We start from the raw sequence: 12,397 nt of genomic DNA, 5'->3' as shown, positions 1-12,397 counted from the left end.
GCAACGCAAATGAAGGTCGTGTAAGGCGGTTCAGTCGACCTGGCTCTTGAAGTCCAACCAGTCCGCCCAGACGTTCTCGAGGTTCAGGTCCCGATATCCCCGCGCCTGCGCGATGGCGTCGGCCCGAGCGGCGGGCAGCGCGACGCAGACGGCCTTGTCGCGAGCCTCGATCACCTCGGCTTCGGTCAGCGGCGCGCCCTTCTCCTTTTCCAGATGCACCAGCAGGACCACGAGGGGCGGCATCGGGGTGATCACCAGGGGCTCCGGGCTTGGCGCGTCCGACGACTCCTGGCGACCGCGGGCTCCAAAGAGCTTCGCGAAGGGGTTCTTCATGGTGCTCCTATCCGCCCGGCAGCAGATCCTCGGGCAGCGCGTGCGGGTCCAGACCTTGCCCACGGCCCAGCCACGGCAGCGCCGCCGCCAGCAGGATCAGCAGGAAGGCCATGCGCGCGGCGATCTCAATGGAGATCGCCAGCATGCCGGGGCTGAAGGCGAACAGCAGCATCACCACCGTGCCGAACGCCAGGAAGCTCATCACCCAGGTCAGGGCTTCGCGCGGGGCCATGACGCCGGCGATCTCGAAACGGGCTTTCGGCGCCAGGTCGGCCGCCACCGCCGCCACCGCGCGGGCGAACAGCGAGAAGCTCGCCAGCCGGTCGTCGAACCGGCCGGGGCCGAGATAGCTCTGGGCGGTCAGGATCGTCTTGCGGCGGCCGAAGCCGAGCGTCAGCACCCGGCGACGCCCGCCCTCGCGGGGCTTGGCCAGGCGGAATGAAGTCAGGGTCGAAAGCGGGAAGCGCTGCTCGCGCGGACCGCGACGCTCGACCAGTTCCGCGCCCTCCAGCGTCCAGACCGTCTCGGGCTGGAACGGGGAAAGGCGGGCGCTGTGTCTAAGCTCGCTCACCCCCGGACGGCGGTGATTTCCACCCCGGCCGCGGCGGCGTGGGGGGCCAGGGCCGAGGGCTTTTCGACCCGCACGCGGGCGCGGGTCACGCGGGGATCCTCGAAACAGGCCTCCGCCAGGCGTTCGGCGAAGGTCTCGACCAGGCCGATGTGGCCCTCCGCGGCGATCCGCCGGGCGGCCTGGGCGATGGTCTCGTAATTGACGGTGTCGCTCAGCTTCTCGCAGTGGCTGACGGCGACGTCGAGCTCGACATCGGCGATCAGGGCCTGCAGCCGGCCGTGCTCCTCGTCATAGACGCCGATGCCCGCCTCGACCTTCAGGCCGCGCACGAACACCTTGGTGACGATGATGCGGGCCGGCGACGGCTGGACCGCTTCGTTCGGGGCGTTGGTCAGGGGTTGGGCGGCCAAGGCGAGACTCTCAGGAACCGATGATGTCCGGCGTGCGCCAGCCCAGATGCTGACCCGCGTCGACCGCGATCATCTGGCCCGTGACCGACGCTGCGTCAATGAGGTAGCGCAGGGCCGCGGCGATGTCGTCCGGCGAAACCGCCCGTTCCAGCGGGGTTCCGGCGGCCTCGCGCTCGAACTCGCCGGGCGCCTGGTGCACCGAGGCCAGGGTCGGGCCGGGGCCGATGGCGTTGACCCGGATGCGCGGCGCCAGGTCCTGGGCCAGGGTCTGGGTCGCCCACCACAGGCCGGCCTTGGACAGGCTGTAGCTGAAGAACTGGGGATTGGGCCGCAGCACGCGCTGGTCGACGATGTTGACGATCTGGCCTTGCGCGCCGGCCGGCAGGGCGGCGGCGAAGGCCTGGGCCAGCACGACCGGGGCCCGCAGGTTGGCGTCCAGATGGGCGTCCCAGCTGTCGCGGGTGGCGGTGACCAGGCGGTCGTCCTCGAAGGTCGAGGCGCTGTTGATCAGCAGGGTGACGGGGCCGAGGGCCCGGGCGGCGCGGGGAAGCAGAGCGGCGGTCTGGTCCTCGTCCGTCAGTTCGGCGTCGAGGATGACGGCCCGGCGGCCCAGGGCCGCGATCTCGTCGGCGACGGCCTGGGCCTCATCGCTAGCCGTGCGGTAGTGGACGGCGACGTCGAACCCGGCCCGCGCGGCCTCCAGGGCCAGGGCGCGACCGATCCGGCGGCCGGCGCCGGTGACCAGGGCCGCGCCGCGCGGCGTCATGTCCGTCTTAGTCGAAACGGCCGAACTCGAACTTGTTGAGGCCGAGGATGACCACCAGGAAAATGGCGATGATGCCGATCGCGATCATGGGCGCGGGTCCGTGTGAAGACTGAAAGGTGATGCGGGCTTTAGCGGTGCGCGAGGCTGACCGCAAGGTTGAAGACCCCCCAACATCCGTCATCCTCGGACTTGCTCCGAGGACCCCCAGGTCCGCCGCGCTTTCGCCTGGCCGTTGGGGTCGCGACCTCGCGGCTTCACGGATCGACCTTCTTCGCGATTGAAGCAGGGATCCTCGGAACAAGTCCGAGGATGACGGGCGGGGGGAGCAGGCCCTAAGCTCCGCCCCATGCTCTGGCGTCGTCGTGTCGAACCCTTCACCCGTCCCTTCGTCTATGCGTGGTTCCGCTTCAGGCGGGGCCTGACCCTGGGGGTGCGCGGGGTGATCACCGACGCCGAGGGGCGGGTGCTGCTGGTGCAGCACACCTATGTCCACGGCTGGTACCTGCCCGGCGGCGGGGTCGAGCGGCGCGAGACGGCCGAGCAGGCCCTGGCGCACGAGATGCAGGAGGAGGCCGGCGTGCGGGTGCTGGGCCGCCCGACCCTGGTCTCGGTGCACAGCAACGAGCCGCGCCACCCCGGCGATCACGTGCTCGTCTATCGCGTCCACGCCTGGGAGCCCTGCGCGTCCAGCGCCGAGGGCGAGATCCACGAGATCGGCTGGTTCGCCCCCGACGCCCTGCCCGAGGGCGTGACGCCCAGCACCCGCCGACGCATCGCCGAGGCGTTGAACGGCGACGAATGCGACCCGATGTGGTGAGGGAGATCATCGGAATTGCGATCGGCCCTTCCCCAGTGATCAACGATCATTAAAATGGATGTTTGAAAGAGGCCCGCCGTCTGCCCAGATGAGAGCGGCCCCAAACCGGAGGAGCACGGCATGCGCGACTACCTGAAGTTCTATATCGACGGGCAGTGGGTCGAGCCGAAGGGCTCCAAGACCGTGGACGTGATCAATCCGGCCACCGAGGCCGTCGCCGGCCGGGTGACCCTGGGCACGGCCGAGGATGTCGACGCCGCCGTCCGCGCCGCCCGCAAGGCCTTCCCCAGCTTCTCCCAGACCAGCCGCGAGGAGCGGATCGACCTGCTCGAGCGGATCATCGCCGAGTACCAGAAGCGCTTCGAGGACATGGCCAAGGCCATCACCGAGGAGATGGGCGCCCCGTCGTGGCTGGCCCAGCGCGCCCAGGCGGCCATGGGCATCGCCCACGTCCAGACCGCGCTGCAGGTGCTGAAGGACTACAAGTTCGAGGAAGACCGGGGCACGACGCGCCTTGTGAAGGAGCCGATCGGCGTCTGCGCCTTCATCACCCCGTGGAACTGGCCGATCAACCAGATCGCCTGCAAGGTGGCGCCCGCCCTGGCCACCGGCTGCACCATGGTGCTCAAGCCCTCGGAAGTGGCCCCGTTCTCGGCCTGGATCTGGACCGAGATCCTGGCGGCCGCCGGCGTGCCGGCCGGCGTCTACAACCTGGTCAACGGCGACGGCCCGGTGGTCGGCGCGGCGCTGAGCTCGCACCCGGAAGTCGACATGGTGTCGTTCACCGGCTCGACCCGGGCCGGCATCGAGGTGGCCAAGAACGCCGCCCCGACCGTCAAGCGCGTGCACCAGGAACTGGGCGGCAAGAGCCCCAACATCATCCTCGACGACGCCGACTACCAGAAGGCGGTCGGCGGGGGCGTGGCCTCGGTGATGATGAACTCGGGCCAGTCGTGCAACGCCCCGACCCGGATGCTCGTGCCCCAGAAGCGCATGGACGAAGTGATCGCCATCGCCCGGGCCGCGGCCGAGGCCCACACCGTGGGCGACCCGAACGGCAACTCCAAGCTGGGCCCGGTGGTCTCCGAGGTGCAGTGGAACAAGATCCAGGGCCTGATCCAGAAGGGCGTCGACGAGGGCGCGACCCTGGTCTCGGGCGGTCCCGGCAAGCCGGAAGGCCTGGAGACCGGCTACTATGTGAAGCCCACCGTCTTCGCCAATGTCACGTCGGACATGACCATCGCCAAGGAAGAGATCTTCGGCCCGGTGCTGGCCATCCTCGGCTATGACGGCGTCGACCAGGCGGTCGAGATCGGCAACAACACCGAGTACGGCCTGGCCGCCTATGTCTCGGGCAACGATCCGTCCGAAGTCCGCGCGGTGGCCTCCAAGCTGCGCGCCGGCCAGGTGATCCTCAACGGCGCCGGCCCCGACCTGATGGCCCCGTTCGGCGGCTACAAGATGAGCGGCAACGGCCGCGAATGGGGCGACCACGCTTTTGGGGAGTTCCTCGAGACCAAGGCCGTGCTGGGCTACGGGGCGAAGGTGGCGGCGGAGTAGGCGCTTTTTGGCGACAGGCGCTCGCGCCTGTCGCCATCCTGCTTGGGTCAGCTTAAGCTGCGCGAATGTTGAACCAAAATGCGCATTGTGGCCGGGATTTGGACGGGGCAGTGCACAGTGTCAGGCCCTCCTTGCTGGGTTTGTTGAATGAGAGCCTGTTAATGTCGATCATGCCGGCGGGCCTGATCGCTGTCGGCGCGCTGTCGCGGCAGTGGATTTGGTGGCTGCCGTTCGGGCTTGCCGCGCTTTTTCCGTTGGCGCTCGGATGCAGGGCGCTCGCCGCTTGGATAGACGACCGCGCTCTCATCATCATCGATGGTTCTGGTGTGAGGTGGCGGCGCTGGTATTCTAGCGGGTATCGTTTGGAGCCTTGGTCTGTAATCCGCGCAGCTCGCCTTGAGCGCTCGGTCCGCCAATACGGCTCAAGCGAATACATCCATTTAAGCCTGGTCCAAGACACTCCCGATACGAGCCGTAAGGCGATCATCTCCGCTGAGTATCTCGATCTGTCTCCCGAAGAATTGCTCGCGCTGCTTGGCCGCTTTACCTTCACCACCGACAATCGATGGCGCCCCACTGTCAGATGAACCAGGGTTCCCGCCACAAGGGCGGGAATGACGGCTGAAGGGGAATGGCAATTTGGCGGACCGTCTCCGCCTTACGCACCGTCAGCCTTTACGCCCACGTCAGGCGGCGTACCCTCCCGGTAAACAACGATAACCGACCGGGAGAGAGCGATATGGACGGCGCCGAAGCCCTGACGGCCGCGCGGGATCCGAGCACCGCGCCTTTCAAGCCCCTGCCGATGAAGGGCGCCGACATCAGCGTCGATCGGCGGCCCGACGGCAGCATCGTCATCACCTCCAACCACGCGCCCGGCGACGGACCGCGCACCATCAGCCACCTGCTGGCCCAAAAGGCCGCAGAGCATCCCGACCGGCCGTATCTGAAGCAGCGCGAACCCGGCCACGGCCCCTGGCGCGGCGTCACCTACGGCCAGGCCCAGCGGGCGGTCGAGGGGATCAGCCAGTGGCTGCTGGACCAGGGCGTGGGCGCCGACGACAGCGTGATGATCCTGTCGGGCAACTCCATCGAGCACGCGCTCATGACCCTGGGCGCCTACGGCGCCGGCGCGCCCGCCGCCCCGGTCAGCCCGGCCTACAGCCTGATGTCGACCGACCACGGCAAGCTCAAGCACTGCTTCGACAAGGTCGCGCCCAAGGTGGTGTTCGCCCAGTCCGGCGTGATGTTCGACAAGGCCATCGCCACGCTGCGGGCGATCAAGCCCGACCTGCTGCTGGTCACCGCCGACGGCGCGGGCGAAGGCGCGATCGCCTTCGACACGGTCGCCGCCACCGAACCGAGGGACGTCGCCGCCAAGCGCGAGACCCTGACGCCGGCCACCGTCGCCAAGTACCTGTTCACCTCCGGCTCGACCGGCATGCCCAAGGGCGTGCCCCAGACCCACGCCATGATGGCCGGCGTGATCGCCGGCCAGGAAGGCCTGCGCGACGAGGAGCCTTCCGACGAGGTCCCCAACAGCCTGGAATGGATGCCCTGGAGCCACATCTCGGCCGGCAACATCGGCTTCAACAACGTGATGTGGGCCGGCGGCACGCTGTGGATCGACGAGGGCAAGCCGCTGCCGGGCATGTTCGAGACCACGATCAAGAACCTCTACGAGGTCTCGCCCGTGGTGTTCGGCTCGGCGCCGATCGCCTTCTCGATGCTGGCCGGGGCGATGGAGAGCGACCCGGTCCTGCGCAAGGCGTTCTTCAAGAACCTGAAATATATGGGCTATGGCGGCGCCACCCTGTCGGACGACGTCTATACCCGCATGCAGGCCGTGGCCGTGGCCGAGACCGGCTGCCGCGTGCCGCTGACCACCATGTACGGCGCGACCGAGACCCAGGGCGTCACCGTGGTCCACTGGCTGACCGAGCGGGTCGGGCTGGTCGGCCTGCCTCTGCCCGGCATCGCCCTGAAGCTGGCCCCGGCGGGCGGCGGCAAATACGAGGTGCGGGTCAAGGGGCCCACGGTGGCCGGCGGCTACCACCGCGACCCTGAAAAGACCGCGGCGGCCTTCGACGAGGAGGGCTTCTACAAGCTGGGCGACGCGGCGCGGTTCGTGGATCCCGAGGACCCGTCCAAGGGCCTGGTGTTCGACGGCCGGGTGACCGAGGACTTCAAGCTGGACAGCGGCACCTGGGTCAGCGTCGGCGTGCTGCGCCCCGACCTGGTGGCCGCCTGCAGCCCCTACATCCACGACGCCGTGATCGCCGGCCAGGACAAGCCGTTCGCCGCCGCCATGGTCTGGCCTTCGCCGGCCGGCCTGACGGCGCTGGTCGCCGATCAGGGACCGGGCACGCCGCTGGACAAGCTGACGGCGATCCTGCGCGAGCGGATCGGAGCGTTCAACGCCGCGGCCGGCGGCAGCTCGCGCCGCATCGCCCGTGTGGCCATCCTGACCGAACCGCCGTCCATCGACGCCGGCGAGATCACCGACAAGGGCTATGTGAACCAGCGCGCGACGCTGGACCGGCGGGCGGCGGTGGTGGCGGGGCTTTATGCCAAGGAGCCGGGGGAAGGCGTGATCGTGATCTGAGGACGGGGACACGCACTTGTGCGTGTCCCCATCAGCAAGCGCCGCGCCAAGGTTTGGGGACACGCACAAGTGCATGTCCCCGCCTACTCCTCCGCCCCCTCCACGAACGCCGGCCAGCTCAGCGCCCCGCGATCCAGCACGATCGTCTTGTCCGAATAGCCCATGCCCATCAGTCCCGCCGGCTTGGCGGGGATGGCCGACACCCCGCGCGGCCAGCCGTCGCGGATCTCGATCACCGCCACCTCGACCTTGCCGGCCGGCCGGGCGGTGAAGCTGAGGGTGACGCCGTTGGGGTCGGGGGCGTGGTAGCTGAGGCTGGTCCACTGGCCAGCCTTGGTCGGCAGGGCGATCGGACGGCCGTTCAGGCGCGGTTCGTTGAGGTCGACGCTGGGCCGCAGCCGTAGGGTCAGGACCTCGGCGCCCGCCGTCGGCACGGCGCGGACCAGCAGGCGGTCGCCGGCCCGGTCGATCACCAGCACCGGCCGTTCGACCGGCAGCACGGCGGTCGGGGCCATCCACACCGGCTCGCGGAACAGGGGCGGATAGGCCTGGCGCACCGGCTTGGCGTCGTTGTCCGACAGCACCACGGTCGACCAGGGGTCCAGGCGCGGCTGCGGCGAGACCCGCCAGGCCGTGCCGGTCGACAGGTCGGCCAGGTGGCTGGCCTCGGCCACGCGCGGCCGGTCCGGCCCGCCGTCGCCCAGGCCCGCATAGGCCAGCAGGCCGACCCCGGCCGCCACCGCCACGCCGGCGAACACCGGGGCCCAGCGATAGGCGGCGAAGTCGAAGGCCAGTGGCAGAAGAGCCGGGGCGGCCAGGACGGCGAACACCGCCAGCACCGCCGGCTCGGTCAAGCCCACGCCCGCGAAGGTCCAGGCCCCCCAGGCGCCCAGCTGGGCGACGACCGCGACGGCCACGATGCAAACGACCAGGGTCAGGGCCCAGGCCACCCGGCGGTCGCGGGTTCCGCCCACGGCCATGACCAGGGCGGCCACCAGGCTGGCGGCCAGCAGCGGCCAGGCCAGCATCACCGAGCCGCCGGGCAGCAGCGCCTGGACCGTGATCGCCAGGCCCAGCACCACCAGCAGCGCGCCCAGCCAGGCGCCGAACACGCCCACGCCCTTGCCCAGGCTCAGCCAGGCCAGGACGACGATGGCGGCGCCCAGGCCCAGGCCCACGGGATCGAAACCGCCGACCAGGCTGCACGCTCCACCGACCGCCAGGCCCGCCACGCTGATCCAGACCCGGCCCCAGATCCCGCCCACGCCGCGCGCCTGCAGGGTCAGGACGAACAGGCACACCCCGATCAGGAGGACGCCGGCGCCGGGCAGCAGCACGTTGAACTGGCCCAGGATCGCGTAATAGCGCTGCTGGTCGCTGATCCCGATCAGCCGGCCGGCCAGGTGCAGGGCCAGGATCGCCGCGGCGGCCAGCAGCAGGAAGCCGGCGATCCCGCGCAGGATCTCGACAAAGGTCACGGCCTTGCCGCGCAGGGCGCGATAGCCGGTGAAGAGGATCAGCAGCCCCGCCACCGCCAGGATCGCCCAGCCCACGTTTACCGGATAGGCCACCAGGCCCAGGGCCAGGACGTCGGAATAGATCAGGTCCGGCGACCTGGCCGGCAGGGCGCCGCCCATGGCTAGGGCCCGGACGGTGGGCAGGGCCTGGTCGCCCAGGTTCTGCAGGCTGCCCTGGTTCAGGTGCTCGGGCGTGGCCAGGGGCGTGTGATAGGCCAGCTGGTCGTCGATGAAGGCGAAGTTCAGCCCCGGCAGGCCCTTGCGCAGGGCGTGGGTGAAGTCGGTGTCGTTGGGCATCCGCTTGTAGATGGCGGCGGCCAGCGAGTTGGCGGTCGGCTGGTGTGCCGCGCCGGCATAGAGGCGGATCAGGTCGCCGCTGTCTGATCCGGTCTGGAACATGGCCGCGCGGCCGGCGTCGCCCCGGGCCTCCATGTTGACCACCACGCCGACGTGCTCGCGCAAGGGATCGCGGCCGAAGAACGCCTCGGCGCCCAGCAGGCCCGGCTCCTCGCCGTCGGTGAACAGGAAGATCACGTCGCGAGCCGGTCGCGGGCCGGCCTGCAGGGCGCGGGCGATCTCCAGGGCGGCGGCGACGCCGGCCGAGTCGTCGGCCGCGCCGGGCGAGTTGTGGACGGTGTCGTAGTGGCTCATCACCAGCACGGCCGGCGCCTGGCGGTCGGTCCCGGGCAGGGTGGCGACGATGTTCTGCACCGCGCCGACGGCCATCGAGCGCGGCGACCACTTGGCCGCGTCGCGCACGCCCTCGCCGGGCCGCACCAGCACCTCCAGCCCCAGGTCGTTGACGCGGGACAGCAGATGGTCGCGGACCCGGACGATCTCGCCCGAGCCGATCGGGTGGGGCTTGCGGCCAATGGCCCGGACGTCGGCCATGGCGCGCGTGGCCGAGAACTGGTCGGCGGGGGCGTTGGCCGGCAGGGGCGGGGGCGTTCGCAAGGCCAGGTTGGCGATCGCCAGGCCCAGCAACAGACAGACCCAGACGCCGAGCAGCCGGACGGTCTTCATGATGCGCCTCCGCAGCGAATCCCCCGCGGCAGGGTGGGGCGGTTCGGGATTCGTTGAAAGCTTGGCCGAAAACGATTTGAACCCAAACGAAAAGGGCGACCCGGTCGCCCGGATCGCCCTTCAGGTCTGGCGGCGACGGCCGTGAGGCCGCCGCCGGTCTCGTTGTCGCCTAGTACTTGGCCCGCAGGGTCAGGCCGTAGGTGCGCGGCGCACCCAGGAAGGCGTCGTAGGTGATGGTGTCGGCGGCCGGATTGTAGACCTTGTTGGTGGCCGACAGGCCCGACGAGCCTTGCAGGAAGCCGTTGAAGGCCACTTGCTTGTACTCTTCGTCGAACAGGTTCTGACCCCACAGCTCCACGGTCCACTTGTCGTCCTGAGAGCTCAGGGCGATGCGGCCGTTGACCACGGTGTAGTCCTCCTGGACCTTCGGCGGGAACAGGTCCGAACCGGTGTTGTAGTCGGACGAGTACTTGGCGCCGACGTTGAAGCGGGCCTTCATGTTGTCGCCCACCGGACGCTCGTAGGTGATCGAGGCCGAGCCCGACCATTCCGGAGCCAGCGACATCTGGCTGCCCGGGAGCAGGGCCAGGGCGTTGGTCGGATCGTTCGGGATCGCCTGGTCGCCGTAGCGCGTCTTGGCGTAGCTCAGGCCGCTCTGGATCGACAGGCCGCGAACCGGGGTGAACCACAGGAAGTCGACGTCGACGCCCTTGGAGGTCACTTCCGGGATCGAGCGCACCGCGAACGAGGTGCCCAGGAAGGTGTTCAGCTGGAAGTCGCTGAACTCCTGATAGAAGCCCGTGATGTTGAACAGCACCGAGCGATTGAACAGGGTGTTCTTCATGCCCAGTTCGTAGCTGTCGACGAACTCAGCGGGGAACGAGGTGTCGGTGATCGGCACGACGCCCAGGCCGCCGGTGGGCAGGCCGTTGGACGACTGGGTGCGGTCCAGGTTGAAGCCGCCGCCCTTGTAGCCGCGGGCGTACGAGCCGTAGGTGAACACCTCGGGCGAGAAGCGGTACGACGCCTTGAGGGTGCCGCTCCATTCCTTGTCCTTGCGGTTCTGCTTGGTGCCGCGGCCGTTGAACAGCGGGTTGGCCCAGGGCAGGCAGAGGTTGCCGATCACGGTCGAGGCGTTGGCCGCGCCGACGATGCCGGCGATGCGGGCCTGGCCGGCCGGCGACAGGGCGGTGGCGCAGGCCACGCCGCCGTCGCTGGTGGTCTGATAGGTGTCCAGCGTCTTGTCGTCGATCGAGTAGCGCAGGCCGGCGGTGATGTCGAAGGCGTCGGTCACGTGCCAGGTGTTGTTGGTGAAGCCGGCGACGGTGGTGGCGCGCTGCTTGTAGGTGTCGTGCAGGCCTTGGCCGCCGACATAGCTGGTGCCCGGCGCGCGGTTCAGCAGCAGGGCCACGAAGTTGGCGACGCCGCCCGGGGCGACGCCGGCCGACAGCAGGCGGCCCAGATACTGCTCGTAGTTGTTGCCGTAGAGGAAGTTGGCCTTGTTATCGAGCCGCTCGTCGGCCAGGAACGCGCCGACCAGCCAGTCGAACTTCTCGGTCTGACCGGCCAGGCGGATTTCCTGGCTGAAGGTGGTGAACTCGGCGTAGTTGGTGCCGTCCTTCACGCGATAGGCGATGTCGGCGGTGGTGAAGTCCGAGTCCTGGCCGTTGTCGGTGCGCCAGTTGCGGATCGCCGAGATCGAGGTGAGCTCGCCGACGGGGGTGTCGATCACGCCTTGCAGCGACACGCCCTTGTCCTCGACCGACGACGGCGCGCCGCGGTTCGAATAGGCGACGCGGTTGAAGGGATCGGCGGGGCTGGCCAGGGCCGCGCCGCCGTTCAGCAGGCCCAGCACGGCGGCGGTCGGGCCGGTGCGGATCTGCACGGCGCCGCAGCAGTTTTCGTCGCGCTTGCTGTAGTCGGCGATCAGCTTGAAGGTCGACTTGTCGTCCGGAACGAACAGCAGCTGGCCGCGGACGGTGTAGAAGCCCTGGTCGGCGTCTTCGTCGCGGTCGCTGGGACCCTTGCCGGTGACCACGTCGTTGTAACCGTCGCGCTCGCGGGCGGCGACGTACAGGCGGGCGGCCAGGGTTTCGGTGCCGAACAGCGGACCGGTCACCGAGGCGGCCAGGCCGTGGGCGTTGAAGTTGCCGATCGTCGCCTCGGCCTCGGCGCCGAAGCCGAATTCCGGTTCCTTGGTGACGATGTTGATGACGCCGGCCGAGGTGCTCTTGCCGAACAGGGTGCCTTGCGGACCCTTCAGGACCTCGATGCGCTCCATTTCACCCAGGTCGCCGAAGCCGACGCCGTTGCGGGGGCGATAGACGCCGTCGATCACGATGCCGACCGAGCTTTCCAGGCCGGGGTTGTCGCCGACCGTGCCGACGCCGCGGATGCGGGCGGTGGTCGAGGCTTCCGACGTGGTCGAGGTCACGGTCAGGCCGGGGGTCAGGATCGTCAGATCCTTGATGTCCTTGACGCCCGTGTCGCGCAGCAGCTTGGCGCCGACCGCGGTGACCACCACCGGCACGTCCTGCAGGTTCTGCTCGCGCTTCTGGGCGGTGACGACGATGCTGTCGACGGTTTGGGTTTCGGTATCCTGGGCCTGAGCCGCCAGCGGGGTCAGACCGGCGAGCACGACGGCGGACGCCGTGCCGCAAAGCACCTGAGTAAAGCGCATTTCCTACCTCGGTTCGTTTTATGACGTGAGCGCTTGCATCGCCCCCGCCTTTTGATTTGGTCTTAACCCGAACGTTTGTTCGAATTGACACGCAAGGGTTACGGTCCCGCTGCGT

At 69.2% G+C, this 12,397-nt stretch carries 11 protein-coding genes; 4 read left to right on the top strand and 7 right to left on the bottom strand.

Translation table 11 applies throughout. The features are described 5' to 3' along the window. Positions 1–30: 30 nt before the first annotated feature. The 5 genes from AC1DMQ_RS08870 to AC1DMQ_RS08850 all read right to left on the bottom strand — a co-directional run bounded on the left by AC1DMQ_RS08870 (position 31) and on the right by AC1DMQ_RS08850 (position 2,234). Complete coding sequence (locus AC1DMQ_RS08870) at positions 31–255, bottom strand: hypothetical protein (RefSeq protein ID WP_477033190.1); 225 nt, start codon at positions 253–255, stop codon at positions 31–33. 85 nt (positions 256–340) lie between these two features. After that, positions 341–904, bottom strand: coding sequence for a hypothetical protein (locus AC1DMQ_RS08865; protein ID WP_477033189.1), 564 nt, complete (start codon positions 902–904; stop codon positions 341–343). Beyond that, complete coding sequence (gene folB / locus AC1DMQ_RS08860; protein WP_477033188.1) at positions 901–1,314, bottom strand: dihydroneopterin aldolase; 414 nt, start codon at positions 1,312–1,314, stop codon at positions 901–903. Before folB ends, AC1DMQ_RS08865 begins: the two co-directional genes overlap by 4 nt. A 10-nt stretch (positions 1,315–1,324) precedes the next feature. Further along, positions 1,325–2,080 carry an SDR family oxidoreductase gene (locus tag AC1DMQ_RS08855; protein ID WP_477033187.1) on the bottom strand — a complete coding sequence of 252 codons (756 nt, stop codon included), beginning with the start codon at positions 2,078–2,080 and terminating at the stop codon, positions 1,325–1,327. A 7-nt stretch (positions 2,081–2,087) separates the two neighbouring features. Then, positions 2,088–2,234 carry a hypothetical protein gene (locus tag AC1DMQ_RS08850; RefSeq protein ID WP_477033186.1) on the bottom strand — a complete coding sequence of 49 codons (147 nt, stop codon included), beginning with the start codon at positions 2,232–2,234 and terminating at the stop codon, positions 2,088–2,090. Positions 2,235–2,426: 192 nt separating this feature from the next. On the opposite strand from AC1DMQ_RS08850, the gene AC1DMQ_RS08845 reads away from it, so the two are divergent. From AC1DMQ_RS08845 to AC1DMQ_RS08830, 4 genes are all read left to right on the top strand, one after another. Further along, the gene (locus AC1DMQ_RS08845; RefSeq protein ID WP_477033185.1) at positions 2,427–2,897 is read left to right on the top strand and encodes an NUDIX domain-containing protein; all 471 of its coding nucleotides are present in this window, start codon (positions 2,427–2,429) and stop codon (positions 2,895–2,897) included. A gap of 120 nt (positions 2,898–3,017) precedes the next feature. Next, positions 3,018–4,457 carry an aldehyde dehydrogenase family protein gene (locus AC1DMQ_RS08840; RefSeq protein WP_477033184.1) on the top strand — a complete coding sequence of 480 codons (1,440 nt, stop codon included), beginning with the start codon at positions 3,018–3,020 and terminating at the stop codon, positions 4,455–4,457. 161 nt (positions 4,458–4,618) lie between these two features. Next, complete coding sequence (locus tag AC1DMQ_RS08835; RefSeq protein WP_477033183.1) at positions 4,619–5,044, top strand: hypothetical protein; 426 nt, start codon at positions 4,619–4,621, stop codon at positions 5,042–5,044. A gap of 152 nt (positions 5,045–5,196) precedes the next feature. Further along, positions 5,197–7,062, top strand: coding sequence for an AMP-binding protein (locus AC1DMQ_RS08830; protein ID WP_477033182.1), 1,866 nt, complete (start codon positions 5,197–5,199; stop codon positions 7,060–7,062). An 83-nt stretch (positions 7,063–7,145) separates the two neighbouring features. On the opposite strand, the gene AC1DMQ_RS08825 is transcribed toward AC1DMQ_RS08830, so the two are convergent. Next, complete coding sequence (locus tag AC1DMQ_RS08825; protein WP_477033181.1) at positions 7,146–9,602, bottom strand: M20/M25/M40 family metallo-hydrolase; 2,457 nt, start codon at positions 9,600–9,602, stop codon at positions 7,146–7,148. Between the two features lie 169 nt (positions 9,603–9,771). After that, positions 9,772–12,282: a TonB-dependent receptor gene (locus AC1DMQ_RS08820; protein ID WP_477033180.1), complete on the bottom strand. Its 2,511-nt coding sequence runs from the start codon at positions 12,280–12,282 to the stop codon at positions 9,772–9,774. Positions 12,283–12,397 lie beyond the last annotated feature (115 nt).

It is taken from the genome of Caulobacter sp. 05L422, assembly GCF_056397765.1.
This window is presented reverse-complemented; position numbering and strand designations above follow the sequence as displayed.

Excerpts from the sequence above, each read along its gene's own strand:
- AC1DMQ_RS08845 (WP_477033185.1), top strand. The coding sequence starts at position 2,427 with ATGCTCTGGCGTCGTCGTGTCGAACCCTTCACCCGTCCCTTCGTCTAT.
- AC1DMQ_RS08830 (WP_477033182.1), top strand. The coding sequence starts at position 5,197 with ATGGACGGCGCCGAAGCCCTGACGGCCGCGCGGGATCCGAGCACCGCG.
- AC1DMQ_RS08835 (WP_477033183.1), top strand. The coding sequence starts at position 4,619 with ATGTCGATCATGCCGGCGGGCCTGATCGCTGTCGGCGCGCTGTCGCGG.
- AC1DMQ_RS08820 (WP_477033180.1), bottom strand. The coding sequence starts at position 12,282 with ATGCGCTTTACTCAGGTGCTTTGCGGCACGGCGTCCGCCGTCGTGCTC.
- AC1DMQ_RS08855 (WP_477033187.1), bottom strand. The coding sequence starts at position 2,080 with ATGACGCCGCGCGGCGCGGCCCTGGTCACCGGCGCCGGCCGCCGGATC.
- AC1DMQ_RS08840 (WP_477033184.1), top strand. The coding sequence starts at position 3,018 with ATGCGCGACTACCTGAAGTTCTATATCGACGGGCAGTGGGTCGAGCCG.
- AC1DMQ_RS08825 (WP_477033181.1), bottom strand. The coding sequence starts at position 9,602 with ATGAAGACCGTCCGGCTGCTCGGCGTCTGGGTCTGTCTGTTGCTGGGC.